Below are 20,274 nucleotides of genomic sequence, written 5' to 3' on the forward strand. Positions count from 1 at the left end.
CTCACCCGGAGGATCCCCTCCCTCTCCCTCTCCCTGGCTGCAAGCGCAGCCGTCCCTCCCCCTCAAGGGGGGAGGGTAGCAAGAAGGAAGATCGTATGACCGCCTATATCGTTTTTACGCGCGAGCGCCTTCGCGACAAGACCGAGTTCGACGCCTACGGGGCCGTTGCCGGCGGCACGCTGGCCGGGCATCCGGGCAAGCCGCTCGCCTTCTACGGCACCAACGAGACGCTCGAGGGCGCGCCGATCGAAGGCGCGGTGATCGTCGAGTTCCCGACCATGGCCGAGGCGAAGGCCTGGTATGAAAGCCCCGACTACCAGGCCGCGGTCCCCCACCGTTGGGCCGGCGCCGACTACCGGGTGTTTATCACCGAGGGGATGTAGTGGGCCTGCGCACCCCGATCTGCGACCTGCTCGGGGTCGAGCATCCGATCCTCCTCGCCGGCATGGGCGGGGTCTCGTACGCCGAGGTCTGCGCCGCGGTCAGCGAGGCCGGCGGCTTCGGCTCGCTCGGCATGGCGGGGCTCGGGCCCGACCGCATCCGCCAGCAGATGCGGCGCGTCCGTGAGCTGACCGACAAGCCGTTCGGAGTCGATCTCCTGACGGCGCAGCCCGAGACGCTGACCGACGCCGTCGATGTGATCATCGAGGAGGGCGCCAAGGCCTTCATCGCCGGACTCGGCGTGCCGGTGGCGATCGTCGACCAGCTTAGGCAGGCGGGCGTTATCGTGATGTGCATGGCGGGCAATGTCCGCCACGCCGTCAAGGCGGTCGAGGCGGGCTGCGATGTCGTCATCGCGCAGGGCACCGAGGCCGGCGGCCACACCGGCTCGGTCGCCTCGGTGGCGCTGTGGCCGCAGGTCGTCGATGCGGTCGACGTGCCGGTGATCGCGGCGGGCGGGCTGTTCGACGGGCGCGGCCTTGCAGCTGCGCTGGCGTTCGGTTGCCAGGGCGTCTGGATGGGCACGCGGTTCATCGCCAGCGACGAGGCGCATGCGGGGCAAGCCTACAAGGACGCGATCGTCGCGATGTCGGAGAGCGACACGGTGATCAGCCGCGCCTTCACCGGCAAGACGCTGCGCGCCATCGCCAACGCCACCACCAGGGAGTGGGAGGGCAAGCCGACGCTGCCGTTCATGGCGCAGGTCGCGAATTCGGTGCGCAACAACCTGCTCGGGCCGATCTCGGGGATCATGGAGGTCGACGCCGACACCCAGTGCCTCGCGGCGGGCCAGGGCGGCGGCGCGATCACCGAGGTGCTGAGCTGCGCCGAGATCGTGCGGCGGACGATGGCGCAGGCCGAGGCGACGATCGAGCGAATGGGCGCGCGGCTAGGCCGGGGCTGAGACCCGCTTCAGCAGCCACGCCAGCGCAACGCCGACGCCGATCGCGACCGTCAGGTCGACGAGCACGGTCAGCAGGAAGGTGACGAGCAGCACCGCAGCATCGCCGCGCGGCGCCTTGGGCAGCGCGGCGAAACGGTGCGCCTCGCTCATCCCCCAGGCGACGACGAGCAGCACCGCGGCCAGCGCCGCCATCGGGACGTAGGCCATCAGGCCCCCCGCCAGCCCCATGAAGGCGAGCAGGAACACGGCGTGGAGAATGCCGGCAACCGGGGTCCGGCCGCCGCTGCGGACATTCGTCGCCGTCCGGGCGATCGCGCCGGTCGCGGGCAGGCCGCCGAACAGCGCCGAGCCGAGGTTGGCGACGCCCATGCCGACGAGTTCCTGGTTCGAGCGGTGGTTGAACCCGGTCATGCCGTCGGCAACGACCGCCGAGAGCAGCGCCTCGATACCGGCGAGAAAGGCGATGACCAGCGCCGATGGCAACAGCTCGATCACGCGGGCGACGGTGACGACGGGCAGCGCCGGCATCGGCAGGCCGGTGGGGAGCGCCGGGAAGCGCGAGCCGATGGTGTCGACCGGCAGGCCGAGTGCTGCGACCGCGACCGCCGCGGCGACGACTGCGACCAGTGTCGCCGGCCCCTTCGGTACGATGCGCCGCACCAGCAGGATCAGCGCCAGCGCCGCCGCGCCGACGGCCAGCGCCGCCGGGTTGATGCTGCCGAGCGCCGCCGCATAGGCGCGCCACTTGGGGACGAAGTCGGCGGGAACCGACGCCATGTGCAGCCCGAGGAAGTCGCGGACCTGGCTCGACGCGATGATCACCGCGATCCCCGCTGTGAAGCCGGTGACCACGGGCTGGGGCACGAAGCGGATATAGCGCCCCAGCCCCGCGAACCCCGCGACGATCAGGATCAGTCCCGCCAGCAGCGTCGCGATGACCAGGCCGTCGTAACCATGCGCCGCGATCACCCCGAAGACGACGACCACGAACGCGCCGGTCGGGCCGCCGATCTGGACCCGCGAGCCGCCCAGCAGCGAGATCAGGAAGCCGGCGACGACGGCGGTGACCAGGCCCTTGTCGGGCGAGGCGCCGCTGGCGATCCCGAGCGCCATCGCCAGCGGCAGGGCGACGATGGCGACGGTCAGCCCCGCGACCGCATCGGCGCGCAGGTCGCCGAGACGGTAGCCCGCACGCAGCACGGTCCACAGCTTCGGCGTGAATTGCAGGGCGCGATCGGTCATCGCAGCCGGTCTGGGCCGCAATCATGGCCGAATTGTCCCGGAGGCAGGCGGCGGGTGCTGTTGCGCCCCCGTTGTCATCCCGGGCTTGACCCGGGACCCAGCTAACGCCGTGCTCGGACTTCGGAAGAAGCTGGGTCCCGGGTCAAGCCCGGGATGACAATAGGCCAGCGCCCCCTCACGCCGATGGGGCCAGCGCCGCTCTCACTCCGGCACGCTCTCCCCCGAACCCCCAAGCTCCGCCGGGAAATCCTTCAACTTCGGCAGCCCGTCGCGCATCGGCAGCACAGTCTCGGCGTAGTTGACGTGGACGCCCGGGACAAAGGCCAGTTCGGGGATCGTCGCGGCGAACACGTCGACGAGGCCGAGCGGCGGGTGGTTGGTCATCAGGTGGCCGCCGCACAGGCTGCAGAACTTGCGCTGGCTCAGCGGCGACGCGGAATAGGTCGCGACGTGCCCGGCACCGGCGACGACGACGACCGCCGCAGGCTTCCACAGGCTGAACGCGTTGACCGGGCTGCCCGACCATAATCGGCACGACGCGCAGTGGCAGTAACCCATGCCCTCGGGCTCGCCGCTGACCTCGATCTCGACCGCCCCGCAGAAACATTTGCCGTGAAGTGTCATCGCAGTTTTCTCCGTCACCCGATCGACGACGATAGCGGCTGCAACGCTATCGGCATTGGACAGAAGCGACAAGGACGACCCGCCGGCATGCCGGCAGGGCATCACACTCAGATCACCTAAGCCGTCGAAATTGCTTAACGTTTAATGTGCAAACCCCGTATAAGCGTAAACATCGTACAGTTCGGTCAGGCCTTCGTTGCCGGCCTCGCGACCATCGACGGCGCGAGCCGCGCCGCCTCGCTGGGCGTCGTCTCGGGCGACGGCAGGCCTGCATCGACTCCGCCCGCCGCGGCCCGGTGGATCGCCTTGCGGATGCGCGGGTAGGTGCCGCACCGGCACAGGTTGGTGATCGCGGCGTCGATCTGCGCGTCGCTCGGGTGCTTGTTGACCTTGAGCAGCGCCGCCACCGCCATGATCATCCCCGACTGGCAATAGCCGCACTGCGGTACGGCTTCCGCGATCCATGCCTGCTGGACCGGATGCGAGCGATCGTCGGCGAGGCCCTCGATGGTAGTGACGAAGCTGCCCTCGATGTCGCCGATCGCGACCTGGCAGCTGCGCTGTGCAACGCCGTCGACGTGGACCGTGCAGGCGCCGCACAGCCCGGCCCCGCAGCCGAACTTGGTGCCGGTCAGGTTCGATGCGTCCCGCAGCGCCCACAGCAGCGGCGTCGACGGCGGCATCAGGTACTGGACGGGGTTGCCGTTGACGGTGAACTTGGTCATGCCGGGAACAGATAGCCGAGGAACGACGCGCATGGAACTGACGACGCTGACGCTCGAAGTCGCCGATGCCGTGGCGACCGTGACGATGATCCGCCCGCAGGCGCTCAACACCATGAACAAGGAATTCTGGACCGAGCTGATCGAGGTCTTCGCCGTCATCGACGCCGACCCGAGCGTCCGCGCCGTCGTCATCGCGTCGACCGGCAGGCACTTCACCGCGGGCCTCGACCTGCAATGGGCGGGCGCGACGCTCGGCGGTCCTCCCGGCGACGCGGGCCGGGCCCGCGAGGCCTTCCGCCGCCACACCCACGACATGCAGGACACCTTCAGCGTCGTCGACCGCTGCCGGGTGCCGGTGATCGCCGTGGTCCAGGGCGGCTGCATCGGCGGCGGCGTCGACTTCGTCACCGCCTGCGACATGCGGATCGGCACCGCCGACTGCTTCTTCACGGTGCAGGAGATCAACATCGCCATCGTCGCCGACGTCGGCACGCTGCAGCGCATCCCGCACCTGCTGCCGCAGGGCATCGTCCGCGAGCTTGCCTACACCGGGCGGCGCTTTCCGGCGGAGGAGGCGAAGGCGCACGGCTTCCTCAACCGTGTCGAGCCCGACCATGCGGCGGCGCTGGCCAGCGCGCGCTCGCTCGCCCTCGAGATCGCTGCCAAGTCGCCGCTGGCGATGACGGGCGTAAAGGCGGTACTCAACTACGGTCGCGACCATTCGATCGCCGACGGACTCGAATATGTCGCGCTCTGGAACGCGGCGATGTTGCAGGGTGAGGACGTGCCTGCAGCGGTCGGCGCACAGATGCGCAAGGAAAGCGCACGCTTCGCCGATCTGAAGGCATGAGTCATTTGCCTCGTGTGCGACCGCTTGCGCGCTTGTCGCACTGCACCACGGCGCATATAAGCCCCCGCAACGTCGACCGCCGCCGGCATTCCCGTCGCTACCTGAGGGCCTGATGAACCGACTGAGGCTTGCCTGTTCTGCCCTGCTGCTGGCGATGACGCCGGTGGGCGCGCTTGCGCAGGTCGCTGCCGCGCCCGTGACTCCGGTCCAGACCGTCGAGGTCCAGCCGGGTGGCCCGGCCGTCACCCGCGTTCCTCAGGTTGCCGGCATCGGGCAGCCGACCCCGGGTGCTTGGCAGCTGCAGGCTCCCGAGACGCCGATCGCCGACGAAGCGCATGGCATGGTGCTCAGCGTGCTCGATCCGCTGATGATCGTGATCTCGGTGTTTGTGCTCGGTCTGCTCGGCTATGTCGTCTTCCGCTTCCGCGCCAGTCGCAACCCGACTGCGTCGCGGACCAGCCACAACACTGTCGTCGAGGTGATCTGGACGGTCGTGCCGGTCCTGATCCTGGTGTGGATCGCGGTCCCGTCGTTCCGCCTGCTGGCAAACCAGTACTCGCCGCCCAAGGCCGACCTGACGATCAAGGCGACCGGCCACCAGTGGTACTGGGAGTATGAATACCCGGACCAGGGCAAGTTCAGCTTCGACTCGATCATGCTGACCAAGGAGGAAGCCGCCAAGGCCGGCTCGCCGTATCAGCTCGATGTCGACAACCGGATCGTCGTGCCCGTCGGCGCGACCGTCAAGATACTGACGACATCCGCCGACGTCATCCACGCCTTCATGATCCCGAGCTTCTGGGTTCAGATGGACGCCGTGCCGGGCCGCATCAACGAGACCTGGTTCAAGGCGTTAAAGACCGGCGTGTATTTCGGCCAATGCTACCAGCTCTGTGGCACGCGCCACGCCTTCATGCCGATCGCGGTCGAGGTCGTTTCGAAGGACCGCTTCGACGCCTGGGTCGCCGCCAAGCAGAAGGAAAACGGCATCACGCCCGCCGGTGCTGCAAGCGGTGCTGCTCCTGCGCCCGTGGGCAATGCCACTGCAGAGGCCGCGACGACGCCGACCCCGTCTGATCCGGCGAAGGCTGCTGCTGCCGGCGGCCTGTCGACTCCGGTAACCGAAACCGACTCAACCGCCGCGTCCGCGCCCGCCAAGGCTGCTGCCGCGACCCCGGCGCCTGCCGCCGCCCCTGCCGCGAAGTAAGAGAGCCCGACGATGGCCAGTCCCCCCACCCACGCCGCCGCCCGCGACCTCGTCCACGACGATGCGCACGGTCACGACGATCATGCCCACGCGCCGTTGAGCTTTGCCCAGCGCTGGCTGTTCTCGACCAATCACAAGGACATCGGCACACTGTACCTGATCTTCGCGATCATCGCGGGGACCATCGGCGGCGCGATCTCGGGCATCATGCGCGCCGAGCTCGCCCAGCCGGGTATCCAGTACCTGACGTGGTTCACGCAGGGCAATCTCGACGCCGGCTACCACTTGTGGAACGTCTTCATTACCGCGCACGGCCTGATCATGGTGTTCTTCACCGTCATGCCGGCGATGATCGGTGGCTTCGGCAACTGGTTTGTGCCGCTGATGATCGGCGCGCCCGACATGGCCTTCCCACGCATGAACAACGTCTCGTTCTGGCTGCTGGTGCCGTCGTTCCTGCTGCTTGTCGCGTCGATGTTCGTGCCCGGTCCTGCCGGCTTCAACGGAGCCGGCACCGGTTGGACGCTTTATCCGCCGCTTAGCACGTCGGGCCACCCGGGTCCCGCCGTCGATCTGGCGATCCTGTCGCTCCACCTCGCCGGTGCGTCTTCGATCCTCGGCGCGATCAACTTCATCACGACGATCTTCAACATGCGCGCACCCGGCATGACGCTGCACAAGATGCCGCTGTTCGTGTGGTCGGTGCTCGTCACCGCCTTCCTGCTGCTGCTGTCGCTGCCGGTGCTGGCGGGTGCGATCACCATGCTGCTGACCGACCGTAACTTCGGCACGACGTTCTTCGACCCGAGTGGCGGCGGCGACCCGATCCTGTACCAGCACTTGTTCTGGTTCTTCGGCCACCCGGAGGTCTATATCCTCATCCTCCCGGGCTTCGGCATGGTGAGCCAGGTCATCTCGACCTTCTCGAAGAAGCCGGTCTTCGGCTACCTGGGCATGGCGTACGCGATGGTCGCCATCGGCGTCATCGGCTTCATCGTCTGGGCCCACCACATGTTCACCTCGGGCCTCGACGTGAACACCAAGATGTACTTCACCGCTGCGACGATGATCATCGCGGTGCCCACCGGCATCAAGATTTTCAGCTGGATCGCCACGATGTGGGGCGGCTCGATCACGTTCAAGACGCCGATGCTGTGGGCGATCGGCTTCATCTTCATGTTCACGGTTGGCGGCGTCACCGGCGTGCTGCTGTCGAACGCCGGCGTCGATACGTACATGCACAACAGCTATTATGTCGTTGCGCACTTCCACTACGTGTTGTCGCTGGGTGCAGTGTTCGCGATCTTCGCGGGCTTCTACTACTGGTTCGGCAAGATGAGTGGCAAGGCTTACAACGAGACGCTGGGCCAGTTGCACTTCTGGATCTTCTTCGTGGGCGTGAACGTCATGTTCTTCCCGCAGCATTTCCTCGGCCAGCAGGGCATGCCGCGCCGCCTGCCCGACTACCCGGTGGCATTCACCTACTGGAATCACATCTCGAGCATTGGCTACGCGATCATGGCGTTCGGCATGGTGTTCTTCTTCATCAACGTGATCTGGTCGCTGATCGCCGGCAAGCGTGTCGAGGGCAATTACTGGGGTGAAGGCGCGACGACGCTCGAGTGGACGCTGAGCTCGCCGCCGCCGTTCCATCAGTTCGAGACGCTGCCGCAGATCAATTAGCATGACGACGACTGTCCTCCCGGCGCCGACGGAGCTGATCCCGTCGGCGGCCCTCGCTGATTGGCGCGACTATTTTGCGCTGCTCAAGCCGCGCGTGATGACGCTGGTCGTCTTCAGCGCTGCGTGCGGCCTGCTGGTTGCGCCAGGGCACATCAACCCGTTTCTCGGCTTCGTCGCGATCTTGTGCATCGCGGTGGGAGCGGGCGCGGCGGGCGCGCTGAACCAGTGGTACGAAGCCGACATTGACGCGGTGATGAAGCGCACCGCCGGCCGCCCGATTCCCGCTGGCAAGGTCTCGCCGCAGGAAGCGCTCTCGTTCGCGGTGGCGCTGGCGGGTGGTTCGGTGATGGTGATGGGGCTGTCCGTCGGCTGGTTGGCGGCGGGATTGCTCCTCGGCTCGATCCTTTTCTACGCGGTCGTCTATACCGTCTGGCTCAAGCGCCGGACCCCGCAGAATATTGTCATCGGCGGTGCGGCTGGGGCGTTTCCGCCGGTGATTGGCTGGGCTGCGGTGACCGGCGATGTGACGCTGATGCCGGTGCTGCTGTTCGCGATCATCTTCCTGTGGACGCCGCCGCACTTCTGGAGCCTCGCGCTGTTCATGGAGGCCGACTACTCCAAGGCTGGCGTGCCGATGCTTCCCGTCACTCACGGCCCCAAGGCGACGCGGACGCAGGTGCTGCTGTATTCGCTGGTTCTGGTGCCCGTGTCGGCGTTGCCGTGGGCGCTCGGTTACACCGGCTGGGTATACGGCGCGGTCGCGCTCGGCCTCGGCGCTGTCTTTATCGTCGAGGCGTATGTGGTGTCCCGGAGCACGGCGGTCGCCACCGCTGACATGCTCGCCGAAAAGCGCCTCTTCCGTTTCTCGCTGCTCTACCTGTTTCTCATCTTCGCCGGCCTCGTCGCCGACCACTGGATCCTCACGTGACGCCGGCCGAGACCCGCGTCTTCATGGCCAAGCGGCGGTCGCGGAGCATTGCGCTCGGTGTGCTCCTGGGGGCGCTGGCGCTGCTGTTCTTCGGGATCACCATTGTCCGGATGGTCAAGTGAGCCTCGCTGCCGCCAAGCGCCAGACCGCGATCGGCACCGCCGCGATCGCTACGGGAATGATCGCGTTGTCGTTCGCCGCGGTGCCGCTGTACCGCGCTTTCTGCCAGGCGACTGGTTTTGCCGGGACGACTCAGCGTGCCGAAGCGAGCGCGCTGCCGAACCAGACGGCGCTCACCGGCCGCACCATCAAGATCCGCTTCGACGCCAACACGTCGGCTGGGATGCCGTGGCAGTTCGCGCCCGAGGTGACCGACGTGCCGGTCAAGATCGGCGAGCGCAAGCTGGCGTTCTTCAAGGCCACGAACATCAGCGCTGCGCCGGTCACGGGTCGTGCCACCTATAATGTGTCTCCCGACGTTGCTGGCAAATACTTCAAGAAGATCCAGTGCTTCTGCTTCAACGAGCAGACGCTCAAGGCCGGCGAGACGGTCGAGATGCCAGTGACGTATTTCGTCGATCCGGCGATCCTCGACGACCCGATCGCCAAGCGCATCGACGAGATTACCCTCAGCTACACTTTCTACCCGGTGGACGAGCGCGACCGGACGCAGGTAGAGAGCAATTCGAAGACACAGGGCTAAGACCAATGGCAGCCGGCAAGACCCACTCGTTCCACATCGTCAATCCTTCGGCGAACCCGCTGCTGGCCGCCTTCTCGGCGTTGGTGCTGGCGAGCGGCGCGGTGTCGTGGATGCACAAGCTCGGTGCCTGGGCGCCGTGGATGTTCGGCATCGGCGCAGTGCTGGTGCTCTATACCTTCTATCGTTGGTGGTCGGACGTGGTGCATGAAGCCAACGCCGGCGACCACACGCCAGTCGTCCAGCTCCATCACCGCTACGGCATGATCCTGTTCATCGCCTCCGAGGTGATGTTCTTCGTCGCCTGGTTCTGGGCCTATTTCAGCGCTGCACTGTACCCGTCGGGCGCCGAGGTCATCGGTGGTGTCTGGCCGCCCAAGGGCATCGAGGCGCTCGACCCGTTCGTCTTCCCGCTGCTCAACACGATGATCCTGCTGCTGTCGGGCACGACCGTTACCTGGGCCCATCACGCGCTCATCCATGGTGACCGCAAGGGCCTGAAGCAGGGTCTGTGGCTGACCATCGTCCTCGGGCTCTGCTTCTCGGCGATCCAGGCCTTCGAGTATCACCACGCCGAGTTCGGCTTCGCAGGCAGCATCTACGGTGCGACCTTCTACATGGCGACCGGCTTCCATGGCTTTCACGTCATCGTCGGCACGATCTTCCTCATGGTCTGCCTGGCGCGTGCCTACCGCGGCGACTTCACGCCCCGTCAGCATTTCGGCTTCGAGGCGGCGGCCTGGTACTGGCACTTCGTCGACGTGGTCTGGCTGTTCCTGTTCGTCTCGATCTACGTCTGGGGTTCGAACTTCGGCGCGGCGGCCGCAGCCGCGGTGCATTGACCCGGAAGCTCGCGCGGCCGCTCGTTACCGGCGCGCTGCTCGGAGCCTGTCCGCAATGCGGGGCACCGACCCTGTTCCGCAGCGTCGCCGGTTTCGCCAAGCGCTGCCCCAAGTGCGGTCTCGACTTCGAGCAGTTCGATGTTGGTGATGCCGCCGCTCCCTTCCTGATCTTCTTGGTCGGCACGGTCGTCGTCGTCGGCGCGATCTGGCTTGAACTGTCCCGGTCGCCGCCGTGGTGGGTCCACGCCCTGATCTGGGTACCGCTGACGATCATCCTGACGCTGGCTCTGCTCCGTTTCGCCAAGGCGATGCTGGTTGCCCTCGAGTACAAGAACGAGGCAAAGCTCGGCCGCCTCGAGTGACGCCCCCAGTGAACCGTCGCCTCCCCCTGATCCCGACGCTGATGACCCTGGTCATGGTCGGCACGATGATCTGGCTCGGCTTCTGGCAGCTCCAGCGGCGCGAGTGGAAGCACAGGCTCATCGCCAGCCTCGAGGCGGCCGAGCATTTGCCACCCGCGACCCCGAGCGACTTCTACCGCGCGATGATCGGCGCCGGCAGCGTCCAGTACCGCCGCGCCGTCGTCGCTTGCCACCCGGGTCGCGTCACCCCCTATGACGTCCGTGGCGGCGAGAGCGCCACCGGCCAGTCCGGCTTCCTCATCGTCGTCGCCTGTCGCGAGCCGGCGTATACCCACAAGAAGGGCCCCGACCTCGTCGTCGTCGCCGGCTTCAGCGATCGTCCCGAACTCCGCGCGCCCCTCATCGTTGACACCGAGTTCGACGGCACCATCATCGAGCGGCCATACGACAAGCAGCCCGGTCGACCGCTGTTCATGCTCATTCCGAAGACTGCGGTGCCGCCGCTGACGCCGTCCCGCCTGCCGTCGCCCGAGGATTTGCCCGATAGCCACCTGAGCTATGCCATCCAGTGGTTCTCGTTCGCGACGATTCTTGCGGTGATCTACGCAATTTTCGTCTTTCGGCGGCAGCGTGACCAGCGAGCAACCGGGGTGATGGTCTGACGAACTTTACGAAGTTTAGGCTTAGTCGACTGATTGCATCATACCTTTTCACCGAGATAGTTTGTGACAACCTTAAGACATAACCCATAGGGTTCGTAATGTCAAGGTGCGATCGGCGTTCTTTTGTAGCCCCATTGTCATCCCGGGCTTGACCCGGGACCCAGCTAGCTCAGCGCTCGGACTTCGGGGTTAGCTGGGTTCCGGGGCAAGCCCGGGATGACAGGGGGGGTGGCCCGGGCGGAATGACTTCGCATTGCCCACACCAACCCCCGCGCCACCCCCCGCCTCCCGCACTCCCGCAGCGGCGCGGCAATATTGCGCTGCACCACTCCCGCGCCTAAACCCCGCGCGATGCGTTACATCAGCACGCGCGGCCGTGCGCCGACCCTCGACTTCGAAGCCGTGACGCTTGCCGGGCTCGCCAGCGACGGCGGGCTCTACGTGCCCGAGACGCTCCCGCATTTCAGCGAAGCCGCGATCGCCGGGTTGGCGGGCCTGTCCTACGTCGAGACCGCGGTGCGCATCTGCCTGCCGTTCGTCGGCGAAGCGCTGACCGAGGCTGAATTGCGCGCGCTGCTCGCCGAAGCCTACGGCAGCTTCGACCACGACGCCGTGACCCCGCTGGTCCAGCTCGACCAGCGGTACTGGCTGCTCGAGCTGTTTCACGGCCCGACGCTGGCGTTCAAGGACGTCGCGCTCCAGGTCATCGGGCAATTGTTCGAGCGCTTCCTCAAGGGGCGCGGCGAGCATCTGACGATCATCGGGGCAACCAGCGGCGACACCGGGTCGGCGGCGATCCACGCGCTGGCCGGGCGCGCCAACCTCGACGTCTTCATGCTGCATCCGGCGGGCCGGGTGTCCGACGTCCAGCGCCGCCAGATGACGACGGTGATGGCGCCCAATGTCCACAATATCGCGGTGACGGGCACGTTCGACGACGCGCAGGCGCTGGTGAAGGCGATGTTCAACGACGATGCGTTTGCGGGGCGTTTCCGGCTGTCGGCGGTCAATTCCATCAACTGGGCGCGGCTGCTGTTCCAGATCGTCTATTATTTCTATGCGGCCGTCCGCCTCGGCGCACCGGGGCGGCGGATCAGCTTCGCGGTCCCGACCGGCAATTTCGGCGACGTCTTCGCGGGCTATCTGGCCGCCCGGATGGGCCTGCCGATCGAGCGGCTGATCGTCGCCACCAACGTCAACGATATCCTGTCGCGGGCGCTCGGCAGCGGCGATTACTCGGTCGGGCACGTCGAGCCGACCGCGGCACCGTCGATGGACATCCAGGTCAGCTCCAACTTCGAGCGGCTGCTGTTCGACCTGCATGGTCGCGATGGGGCCAGCCTTGCCGCCGCGATGCACGGCTTCGAAGTGAGCAAGCGACTGCAGCTTTCGCCCGACCAGCAGGCGCAAGCGGCAGGATTGTTCTCGGCCGCGCGCATCGATGCCGACGGCATGGCGCTGACGCTGCGCTGGGCCCACGAGCGCTGCGGGCAGGTCATCGACCCGCACACCGCGATCGGGCTGGCGGCAGCGCGTGCGCACCCTGGCAACGAGCCGGTGGTGACGCTGGCGACCGCGCACCCGGCGAAGTTCCGCGATGCCGTCGAGCGCGCCACCGGAGTGCGCCCGTCGATGCCGCCACGCGCGCAGGGGCTGTTCGACCGCGAGGAGCGCTTCGACACGCTGCCCGCCGACCTTGCTGCGGTCGAGGCGTTCATCGCCGCACGGGCGGTGGCGCGATGACCCGGATCACCACCCTCGCCAACGGCCTCCGCGTCGTCAGCCAGGCGATGCCGCACGTCGAGACCGTAGCCGTAGCGCTCCACATCGACGCCGGTGCGCGGCACGAGGGCGCTGGCGTCAACGGTGTCGCGCACCTGTTCGAGCACATGGTTTTCAAGGGCACCGCGACTCGCTCGGCGCGCGACATCGCCGAGGTCGTCGAGGACGTCGGCGGCTCATTGAACGCCTACACCGCGCGCGACATGACGGTGTTTCACGCCCGTCTGCTCAAGGACGACCTCGGGCTCGGGGTCGAGGTCATCGCCGACCTCGTCACCGGGCCGCTGTTCGATGCGGAGGAGACCGAGCGCGAAAAGCAGGTCGTGCTGCAGGAGCTCGGCGAGGCGCGCGACACGCCGGACGACATCGTCTTCGACCACCTCCAGGAGGCCGCGTTCCCAGGCCAGGCGCTCGGCCGCTCGATCCTCGGCACCGACGACAGCATCGCCAGCCTCGGGCCGACGCACCTGCGCGACTGGCTGGCGACGCAGTATCGGGCCGGGTCGTGCGTGCTCGTCGCGGCGGGGGCGGTCGAGCACGAGGCGCTGGTGGCGATGGCGGAACAGCGGCTCGGCGGCCTGCCCGCGGGCGAGCGTCCGGCGACCATCGGGGCGAGCTTCGGCGGCACGACGCATCACGACCGCCGCAAGTTCGAGCAGGCGCATCTGACGCTCGGGTTGTCGGCTCCGGGCCACGGCGCGTCCGACCATGACGCGGCGATGCTGTTCACCACGGCGGCGGGCGGCGGCGCGTCGTCGCGGCTGTTCCAGGAACTGCGCGAGGACCGCGGACTCGCGTACAGTGTCTACGCCAGCACGACGCCCTACGCCGACACCGGGCTGTTCTCGGTTTATCTCGCGACCGCCAAGCGCGACGCGGCAAAGGCGCTGGCGCTGACCGACACCGTCCTCGCCGCGACCGCTGCGGGCCTGACCCAGGCCGAGCTCGACCGGGCGAAGGCGCAGGTTCGCGCCGGGCTGCTGATGTCGCTCGAGGCACCCGGCGGCTGGTCCGAGTATCTGGCGCGCTCGCTGCTGGTCCACGGGCGGGTCGTGCCGACGGCGGAAGTCGTAGCGCGGATCAACGCGGTGACCGTCGACGAGGCCCGCGCCGCCGGGGCCGCGATGCTGGCCGGGCCGCGCGCGCGCGCCGATGTCGGGGCGCCGCTGCTGAAGGCCGCGTGATGGCTACGAACGTCGCTATCATCCCCGCGCCACTCCCTGTCATCCCCGCGCAGGCGGGGACCCATGAACACTCGTTTGCGCTTAAAGGCGGAACCCGGTGTTCATGGGTCCCCGCCTGCGCGGGGATGACAAGCAACGTCGGCCCCCGATGCAACTGAGCATCCTCACCGCCGAGCCTTGGCCCGACTACGCGCTGCTCGACAGCGGCAACGGCCGCAAGCTCGAGCGCTACGGCCCCTACCGCTTCATCCGCCCCGAACCGCAGGCGTTGTGGTCTCCAGTCGAGACCGAATGGCAGGCGGACGGCGAGTTCGTCGGCGGGTCGGAGGAGGACGGCGGCGGGCGCTGGAACCTGTCGGGCAATGTCCCGGCGTCGTGGCCGCTGGGTCGGGGCGCGCTGCGCTTCCACGCCGCGAACACCAACTTCCGCCACCTTGCGTTCTTCCCGGACATGGCGGTGCACTGGGACTGGATGGCCGAGCGGCTCGGAGCGGGGAGCAGCGTGCTCAATGTCTTCGGCTACACCGGCGTCGGCAGCCTGGCGTGCGCTGCCGCCGGAGCCTCGGTTACCCACGTCGATGCGTCGAAGAAGGCGGTCGCCAGCGCGCAGGCCAACGCCCAGCTATCGGGGCTGTCGGGCGCGCCGATCCGCTGGCTGACCGACGACGCGATGAAGTTCATCCGGCGCGAGGTCCGGCGCGGCAAGCGCTACGACGGCATCGTGCTCGACCCGCCCAAATATGGCCGCGGGCCGGAGGGTGAGGTCTGGGAATTGTACCGCGACCTGCCCGAACTGGTGCGCGCGGCGCGCGCGCTGATGGATGCGGACAGCCGCTTCCTGGTGCTGACCGTCTACGCGATCCGCATGTCGGCGGTGGCGATCGCCGAGCTGGTCGCGGAGGCGTTCGCCGACCTCGGCGGAACGGTGACTGCGGGCGAGATGACGATCCGCGAGGAGGGCCGGGGGCGGTTGCTGCCGACCGCGATCTTCGTGCGCTGGGAGGCAGCGGGCGCGGACTAAGAGCGCGTCCGAACCCCGATTGTCATCCCGGGCTTGACCCGGGACCCAGCTTACTCCGGAGTCCGACCTCGGGGTTAGCTGGGTCCCGGGTCAAGCCCGGGATGACGAGGGAGCACCGGGAACGCGCTACCGCCGCGCGAAGATTTCGCTCAGCGGGTTGGACGGGGCCATGCTGCCGTCGCCCTGCAGGAACGACACCAGCGGGCCACGGCGGCGGGCGAGCTCCGACTGGCCGAGGCGGGCGAGTTGGATGACCGCGCAGATCACGCACCAGGCGACCAGCACGCGGTATCCTTCGGTGATCATGCCGAGCGCCAGGGCCACGGTGAGGATCAGCAGGTTCGGGTTGCGGCGCGCGAGGATCAGGCGGAAGCGCGCATCGAAGGGCCGCCAGACGAACGGGCCGAAGCCGTTCCGGAGTTCGAAGGCACCCTCGCACAGGCGGCCGACGACATAGCTCGCCATGATCAGCCCGAAACAGATCCACAGGCGCGCGTCGCCGGCGGGGGGCTCGTCGATCATCGCGCCCCACATGAACGCCCACCACCAGATCGGCGGGAAGACGATGTCGGGGATGTGATCGAAGTAATTGCCGAATTTCGAGTAGCTGACGGTGACCCGCGCCAGCTTGCCGTCGACGGTGTCGAGGAAGGTCATGCCCCAGGCGCAGGCCAGTCCGGCGGCAAACCAGTGGGTCATCAGCAGCGGGATCGCGGCGATCGACAGCAGGGTCGACAGCGTCGTCACCATGTTCGGCGTAATGCCGAGCGCGACGCAGGCGCGGACGACGAGCAGCGCCGGGTGCGGCCAGGCGTACTTCGTGACGAGGTCGGTGACGCCCTTGAAGCTGGCGAAGTAAAGCGCGTCCTCGGGCGCTTTCGAGCGGTCGTCCGAGCGGCCGTAGGCGAGGAATTTCTCGCGCTTCTTGAGGGTGCCGCTGGCGAAGTCGAAGCTGCCCGCGACCACGACGGGGCAGGGTGGGGCGGCGGGTAAGGTGCCGCTGGCGAAGCTGTCGCGCAGGCCGTCGACCATCGCCGGGTCGACCCAGCCGAGCAGCGGGCGGCCCTTCGCATCGGTGACCAGCAGCGGCTCGCCGGCCAGTAAATGGGCGAGGGCGGGAGTGTCGACGATCGCATCGCTGGCGACCATGAGCACGCGGCTGGCGGCGGGCTTGAGACGGGCAAGCTGGCGGTCGAGTCGGGTCGCGGGCGACAGGCCGAAGGTCGTCGCGGGGGTGCCGGGGTAGTCGATGCGGACGACTGCGGTTGCGCTCATGCCGCGCCTCGGGCAGCGTCGGTGGCATGCATGCGACACTCGCCAAGTTCGGCTACGGCCCCGGCACGGTCTTCGAGGACGAGCATTGGGCGGTCGTGGTTCGTGCCGCTCAGCCGACGCTCGGCGCGGTCGTGCTGATCGCCAAGCGCGAGGTCGAGGCGTTTGGCGACCTGACCCCCGACGAAGGCGCGGCGCTGCCGGCGATGGCGGCGCGGATCGCGCTGGCGCAGGCTGGTGTCTCGCAGCCGCAGAGGGTCAACTACCTGATGTTGATGATGGTCGACCGCCACGTCCATTTTCACGTCATTCCGCGCTACGAGCAGGCGCGCGCATGGCGCGGGCGCAGCTTTCCCGATGCCGGCTGGCCGGGGGTGCCCGAACTCGGCGCGGCGGTGACGCTCGATGCGGACGGCGTGGCTCAGATGGTTCGCGACCTGCGCGACGCGCTGAACGGCACCACGCTCGGGGGCTGAGCCCAGGTGGCGGTCGACCATGACGCGGTCAGCGCACGCGCCCCGGGCAGATCGGCCGGGAAGTCGACCTCGGCGGATTCGTGGCCGGTGACGTCGGTCGCGCCGACGACTCCGGTGATCGCCAGTTCCGCCACGGCGCTGAGGTAGTAGTTGCCGGTGCCGCCCTCGCGCGCGATGACGCGGTCGACCATCGCGGCGAAGGTCGCGCCGCCCGTGCCCTTCATCACCAGCATGCCGATCGACTCGGCGTCGGTCTCGCCGGGGGGCAGCAGCTTCGACACCGCCGTAACGCGGCCGGCGGCGAGCGTCACCTTCATGTCGTCGGCGTCGTAGGCGGGCTTGACCGCGATCGTGACGTTGACCGGAGCGGAGGCCCCGGCGATCGCCTGCGCGATCAGCTCGGGCCCGATCAGCGTGTCACCGTTGAGGACAATGGCGTCGCCCGCGGCCAGCACGCCGCGCGCCAGCCAGACCGACGAGATGTTGTCGGCGATCCGGTAGAACGGGTTGTGCAGCGTCTCGACGTTGACGTGCGCCGCCGCCAGCCGGTCGCGGACCTGCCCAGCCTCGAAGCCGGTGACCACGGTCATGCGGTCGACCCCGGCGGCGGCCAGCGCCGCCACCTGCCACTCGAGCAGGCTGCGGCCGTGGAAGTCGATCAGGCACTTCGGCGTCGTGGCGGTCAGCGGCGCGAGCCGCGACCCCTGGCCGGCGGAAAGGATGACTGCGTGCAAGGCGGTGACCTTCGGAACTTCGGTCGCATGATCTGCCGGTGGCTTGCGGCGATTTTGCGGCGAGTTTGTTACGCTCGGCTCAGGCCGGCGCGCGCACGCACGGCTTGATCGCCGACGGTGCCGGACGTCGGCCGACCGGCTCGAACACCGCGAGGTAGCCGCCCGCCGCGCCGAGATCGAGATCGCCGATGCGACGGAAGCCGACTGCGGCGAGTTCGCAAGCAAGCTGGGCGCGGGGCGTGCCGTGCTGGGCGGCGGGCCGGTCGACGTCGACGATCGCGACCTTGCCGCCGCGGCGCAGGGCCCCGTGGACGTGCCACAGCAAGGCGTAGGGCTGGCGAACCTCGTGGTACATGTGGACCATCAGCGCGGCGTCGACGCTGTTGAGCGGCAGGTGCGGATTGTCGGGTGCGCCGCGCACGACGGTGACGTTCTTCAGGCGCTGCTCGCGGACGCGCTGGCGCAGCGCGGTGATGTAGGCGGGCACGATATCCTCGGCGATGACGCGGCCGGTCGGCAGCAGGCGCGGCGCGAGGCGGACGGTGTAATAGCCGCTGCCGGCCCCGATGTCGGCGACGACCATGCCGGGCTTTGCGCCCAGGAAGACCATCACCTGCTCGGCCTCGCGGGCGGCATCGCGGCTGTTTTCGTCGGACCATTCATCGGCGACGATCGAGGCGACCGGGCGCTCGACCTGCGGAAAGCGGCTGGGGCTCGCGCCGATCAGGACGAGCAGGGGCAGGACGGCAAGGGCTCGGGACATGGCTTACTTGTAGCGAGATTGCAGCGTCGGTGGCTAGGGGCGGCCCGGGACCGCGCAAAATCTAGCCGCGCAGCTTCGCCATCGCGGCCTTGAAGCGCGCCAGGTCACCGCCGGCAAGATTGGTGCCGCCGAGGAACTTGAGCGTGATCGGGTTGACCGGCTTGCCGTTGAGCCAGGTCTCGTAGTGGAGGTGCGGACCGGTCGACAGCCCCGTGGAGCCAACGTAACCGATGACCTGGCCCTGCACGACCTGCTGGCCGGGCTTCACCGCGAACTTCGACATGTGCGCGTAGGCCGTGCTGAGCGTCTTGCTGTGCGCCAGCATGACGTAGTTGCCGTGGCCGCCGTGCCAGCCAACGAAGCTCACCTTGCCGCTCGCCGCCGCCTTGATCGGGGTCCCCATCGGCACGCCGAAGTCGACGCCCTGGTGCATCCGCGAATAATTGAGCAGCGGGTGGAAGCGCATGCCGAAGTCCGACGTCAGCCGCGCGCCGTCGACCGGGGTCTTCATCAGGCCCTTGCGGGCGCTCTCGCCGTTGGCGCGGAAGAACTGCGACGCGCCGCTGTAATCCCAGCGCATCAACTCGGCGTTGCCGAGCGCGGCATACATCAATTTGCCGGTCTGGGTTTCGCCGGTCTCGGCGCGCTTGTGCTCGACGATGAGTGTGAACTTGTCGTGGCGGCCGATGCCGTGCTGGAAATCGACGACATAGCCGAGCTGCTGGATCGCATCGGCGATGACGTCGGCGGGCAAACCGCTGGCCTTCGCCGAGCGTGCCATGCTGCCGCCGACGACGCCGCTGACGCGCAGGGGTGTCGAGTCGATGGCGATCGGTATGCGCTTCAGCTGCAGGGTGCCGTTCTCGGCACGGGTCAGTTCGACGCGGAGGTCGAAGGCGGCGCGGAAGGCGAGGCTTTCGAGGGGGCGCGGCACGCTCTTGGTCTCGCGGCGGCCGAGCACGACGTCGATGTCGGTGGTGGTGCGGATCTGGTCGAGGCGGACGGCACCGCCGATCGCGCGGGCGGCATCGTTGGCGTCCTCCTTGCCGACCCCGGCGCGGCGCAGCGCGCCTTCGAAATTGTCCGACGGGCGGAGCGTCGCGGTCTTTTCGACGCGCGGGCGCTCGGGGATTTCCGACAGGGCGCGAACGCGGGCGGTCGGGGCAGTGAAGCGGCCGGTCGCGGCACCGAGCGCCAGCGGGGCGATGGTGTCGGGGCGGGCGTCGTCGTACTGGGCCGGGGTCATCGTGCCGCGCACCGCGACCGGCAGCGGCGTCATATGAGTACCGGCGTAGAGGGTCGCGACCGACAGCAGCGCCAGCGTCGCGATGCCGCGCCACCAGGTCCGCGAGCCGATGCCGTCGCCGAGGTCGATGGCAATGTCGGCACCGGCGAGCCGGTCGATCAGGGCGGCATGGTCGAAGCGACGGCGGCGCGGCCCGGTGGCGTTCCCGCCGAAGCCGGACAGCGACGGGGCGAACCCGTCCGCGACCAGCACTCCGCCGAATCCTCGCCCGCTCGCTTGAAACAAGTCCGTCGCCCCCCGGGATCCCGCGAGGCGCAACAGGCCCCGCGCCGCCAATGAAGTCAACAACTAGCGATTTTTGCCCTCGCGAACTGCGACGAATCGCCGTCTTCGAACGGTCACTTGAATCGGGAGTCCGACTGTGCGACCTTCCCTGCGTCGGACGCGTTTCAAAGGACGTGATGACCAGTTGGCGTAACGTTTCGCTCGCGGCCTTGTGCACAGGCCCTTCACGCCCAGATTGGGCGGGATGAGCACTTTACCGTGACCAACCGGGCAGGATCCAACCTCACCGCCGTGCTCGGCCCGACAAATACGGGCAAAACCCATCTCGCCGTCGGACGCCT

General features: G+C 68.1%; 21 protein-coding genes. 14 read left to right on the forward strand and 7 right to left on the reverse strand.

Features of this window, described 5'->3' with window-relative positions:
* Positions 1 to 95: 95 nt before the first annotated feature.
* The gene (locus KX816_02790) at positions 96 to 383 is read left to right on the forward strand and encodes a DUF1330 domain-containing protein (GenBank protein QXQ07002.1); all 288 of its coding nucleotides are present in this window, start codon (positions 96 to 98) and stop codon (positions 381 to 383) included.
* Complete coding sequence (locus tag KX816_02795; protein QXQ07003.1) at positions 383 to 1,345, forward strand: nitronate monooxygenase; 963 nt, start codon at positions 383 to 385, stop codon at positions 1,343 to 1,345. The genes KX816_02790 and KX816_02795 overlap by 1 nt, the downstream gene beginning before the upstream one ends.
* Here the strand turns inward: KX816_02795 and KX816_02800 are convergent.
* The 3 genes from KX816_02800 to KX816_02810 all read right to left on the reverse strand — a co-directional run bounded on the left by KX816_02800 (position 1,331) and on the right by KX816_02810 (position 3,936).
* On the reverse strand, positions 1,331 to 2,587 hold the full coding sequence (locus tag KX816_02800) for a sodium-independent anion transporter (GenBank protein QXQ07004.1): 1,257 nt from the start codon (positions 2,585 to 2,587) through the stop codon (positions 1,331 to 1,333). The genes KX816_02795 and KX816_02800 overlap by 15 nt on opposite strands.
* Positions 2,588 to 2,788: 201 nt before the next feature.
* Positions 2,789 to 3,211, reverse strand: a complete 423-nt coding sequence (locus KX816_02805; protein QXQ07005.1) for a GFA family protein — start codon at positions 3,209 to 3,211, stop codon at positions 2,789 to 2,791.
* Between the two features lie 185 nt (positions 3,212 to 3,396).
* Entirely contained in the window at positions 3,397 to 3,936 is a 540-nt protein-coding gene (locus KX816_02810) for a (2Fe-2S)-binding protein (GenBank protein QXQ07006.1), read from the reverse strand.
* A gap of 31 nt (positions 3,937 to 3,967) precedes the next feature.
* Here KX816_02810 and KX816_02815 point away from each other — a divergent pair, with 31 nt between their 5' ends.
* The 11 genes from KX816_02815 (at position 3,968) to KX816_02865 (ending at position 15,157) form a co-directional block, all read left to right on the forward strand.
* Positions 3,968 to 4,786, forward strand: a complete 819-nt coding sequence (locus KX816_02815) for a crotonase/enoyl-CoA hydratase family protein (GenBank protein ID QXQ07007.1) — start codon at positions 3,968 to 3,970, stop codon at positions 4,784 to 4,786.
* A gap of 112 nt (positions 4,787 to 4,898) precedes the next feature.
* A complete protein-coding gene (gene coxB, locus KX816_02820; GenBank protein ID QXQ07008.1) occupies positions 4,899 to 5,993 on the forward strand; it encodes a cytochrome c oxidase subunit II in 1,095 nt (364 codons plus the stop codon).
* A 12-nt stretch (positions 5,994 to 6,005) separates the two neighbouring features.
* Positions 6,006 to 7,676 (forward strand): cytochrome c oxidase subunit I, encoded by a 1,671-nt coding sequence (gene ctaD / locus KX816_02825; GenBank protein QXQ07009.1) that lies wholly within the window; start codon positions 6,006 to 6,008, stop codon positions 7,674 to 7,676.
* A gap of 1 nt (position 7,677) precedes the next feature.
* Entirely contained in the window at positions 7,678 to 8,604 is a 927-nt protein-coding gene (locus KX816_02830; GenBank protein ID QXQ07010.1) for a heme o synthase, read from the forward strand.
* A 118-nt stretch (positions 8,605 to 8,722) separates the two neighbouring features.
* Complete coding sequence (locus tag KX816_02835; GenBank protein ID QXQ07011.1) at positions 8,723 to 9,307, forward strand: cytochrome c oxidase assembly protein; 585 nt, start codon at positions 8,723 to 8,725, stop codon at positions 9,305 to 9,307.
* Between the two features lie 5 nt (positions 9,308 to 9,312).
* Complete coding sequence (locus KX816_02840) at positions 9,313 to 10,146, forward strand: cytochrome c oxidase subunit 3 (protein ID QXQ07012.1); 834 nt, start codon at positions 9,313 to 9,315, stop codon at positions 10,144 to 10,146.
* On the forward strand, positions 10,143 to 10,508 hold the full coding sequence (locus KX816_02845; protein QXQ07013.1) for a DUF983 domain-containing protein: 366 nt from the start codon (positions 10,143 to 10,145) through the stop codon (positions 10,506 to 10,508). The genes KX816_02840 and KX816_02845 overlap by 4 nt, the downstream gene beginning before the upstream one ends.
* 8 nt (positions 10,509 to 10,516) lie before the next feature.
* The gene (locus tag KX816_02850; protein QXQ07014.1) at positions 10,517 to 11,170 is read left to right on the forward strand and encodes an SURF1 family protein; all 654 of its coding nucleotides are present in this window, start codon (positions 10,517 to 10,519) and stop codon (positions 11,168 to 11,170) included.
* 351 nt (positions 11,171 to 11,521) lie between these two features.
* The gene (gene thrC, locus KX816_02855; protein QXQ07015.1) at positions 11,522 to 12,913 is read left to right on the forward strand and encodes a threonine synthase; all 1,392 of its coding nucleotides are present in this window, start codon (positions 11,522 to 11,524) and stop codon (positions 12,911 to 12,913) included.
* On the forward strand, positions 12,910 to 14,136 hold the full coding sequence (locus KX816_02860) for an insulinase family protein (GenBank protein QXQ07016.1): 1,227 nt from the start codon (positions 12,910 to 12,912) through the stop codon (positions 14,134 to 14,136). The genes thrC and KX816_02860 overlap by 4 nt, the downstream gene beginning before the upstream one ends.
* A gap of 148 nt (positions 14,137 to 14,284) precedes the next feature.
* Complete coding sequence (locus KX816_02865) at positions 14,285 to 15,157, forward strand: class I SAM-dependent methyltransferase (GenBank protein QXQ07017.1); 873 nt, start codon at positions 14,285 to 14,287, stop codon at positions 15,155 to 15,157.
* Between the two features lie 126 nt (positions 15,158 to 15,283).
* Here the strand turns inward: KX816_02865 and KX816_02870 are convergent, their stop codons facing one another.
* Positions 15,284 to 16,432 carry a CDP-alcohol phosphatidyltransferase family protein gene (locus tag KX816_02870; protein ID QXQ07018.1) on the reverse strand — a complete coding sequence of 383 codons (1,149 nt, stop codon included), beginning with the start codon at positions 16,430 to 16,432 and terminating at the stop codon, positions 15,284 to 15,286.
* A gap of 26 nt (positions 16,433 to 16,458) precedes the next feature.
* Here KX816_02870 and KX816_02875 point away from each other — a divergent pair, with 26 nt between their 5' ends.
* Positions 16,459 to 16,905 (forward strand): HIT family protein, encoded by a 447-nt coding sequence (locus tag KX816_02875; protein QXQ08367.1) that lies wholly within the window; start codon positions 16,459 to 16,461, stop codon positions 16,903 to 16,905.
* On the opposite strand, the gene KX816_02880 is transcribed toward KX816_02875, so the two are convergent.
* The 3 genes from KX816_02880 to KX816_02890 form a co-directional block, all read right to left on the reverse strand.
* Positions 16,851 to 17,639 carry a phosphocholine cytidylyltransferase family protein gene (locus KX816_02880; protein QXQ07019.1) on the reverse strand — a complete coding sequence of 263 codons (789 nt, stop codon included), beginning with the start codon at positions 17,637 to 17,639 and terminating at the stop codon, positions 16,851 to 16,853. The two genes, KX816_02875 and KX816_02880, sit on opposite strands and share 55 nt — an antisense overlap.
* 79 nt (positions 17,640 to 17,718) lie before the next feature.
* Positions 17,719 to 18,402 (reverse strand): class I SAM-dependent methyltransferase, encoded by a 684-nt coding sequence (locus tag KX816_02885; GenBank protein ID QXQ07020.1) that lies wholly within the window; start codon positions 18,400 to 18,402, stop codon positions 17,719 to 17,721.
* A 61-nt stretch (positions 18,403 to 18,463) separates the two neighbouring features.
* Positions 18,464 to 19,900, reverse strand: coding sequence for a M23 family metallopeptidase (locus KX816_02890; GenBank protein ID QXQ07021.1), 1,437 nt, complete (start codon positions 19,898 to 19,900; stop codon positions 18,464 to 18,466).
* Positions 19,901 to 20,274: the final 374 nt, after the last annotated feature.

It is taken from the genome of Sphingosinicellaceae bacterium (genome assembly GCA_019285715.1).
GTDB lineage: Bacteria > Pseudomonadota > Alphaproteobacteria > Sphingomonadales > Sphingomonadaceae > Glacieibacterium.

Bases quoted from the DNA above. Each gene is read 5' to 3' on its own strand.
- KX816_02790 (QXQ07002.1), top strand. From the start codon at position 96: ATGACCGCCTATATCGTTTTTACGCGCGAGCGCCTTCGCGACAAGACC.
- KX816_02800 (QXQ07004.1), bottom strand. From the start codon at position 2,587: ATGACCGATCGCGCCCTGCAATTCACGCCGAAGCTGTGGACCGTGCTG.
- KX816_02805 (QXQ07005.1), bottom strand. From the start codon at position 3,211: ATGACACTTCACGGCAAATGTTTCTGCGGGGCGGTCGAGATCGAGGTC.
- KX816_02810 (QXQ07006.1), bottom strand. From the start codon at position 3,936: ATGACCAAGTTCACCGTCAACGGCAACCCCGTCCAGTACCTGATGCCG.
- KX816_02815 (QXQ07007.1), top strand. From the start codon at position 3,968: ATGGAACTGACGACGCTGACGCTCGAAGTCGCCGATGCCGTGGCGACC.
- coxB (QXQ07008.1), top strand. From the start codon at position 4,899: ATGAACCGACTGAGGCTTGCCTGTTCTGCCCTGCTGCTGGCGATGACG.
- ctaD (QXQ07009.1), top strand. From the start codon at position 6,006: ATGGCCAGTCCCCCCACCCACGCCGCCGCCCGCGACCTCGTCCACGAC.
- KX816_02830 (QXQ07010.1), top strand. From the start codon at position 7,678: ATGACGACGACTGTCCTCCCGGCGCCGACGGAGCTGATCCCGTCGGCG.
- KX816_02840 (QXQ07012.1), top strand. From the start codon at position 9,313: ATGGCAGCCGGCAAGACCCACTCGTTCCACATCGTCAATCCTTCGGCG.
- thrC (QXQ07015.1), top strand. From the start codon at position 11,522: ATGCGTTACATCAGCACGCGCGGCCGTGCGCCGACCCTCGACTTCGAA.
- KX816_02860 (QXQ07016.1), top strand. From the start codon at position 12,910: ATGACCCGGATCACCACCCTCGCCAACGGCCTCCGCGTCGTCAGCCAG.
- KX816_02865 (QXQ07017.1), top strand. From the start codon at position 14,285: ATGCAACTGAGCATCCTCACCGCCGAGCCTTGGCCCGACTACGCGCTG.
- KX816_02870 (QXQ07018.1), bottom strand. From the start codon at position 16,432: ATGAGCGCAACCGCAGTCGTCCGCATCGACTACCCCGGCACCCCCGCG.
- KX816_02875 (QXQ08367.1), top strand. From the start codon at position 16,459: ATGCATGCGACACTCGCCAAGTTCGGCTACGGCCCCGGCACGGTCTTC.
- KX816_02885 (QXQ07020.1), bottom strand. From the start codon at position 18,402: ATGTCCCGAGCCCTTGCCGTCCTGCCCCTGCTCGTCCTGATCGGCGCG.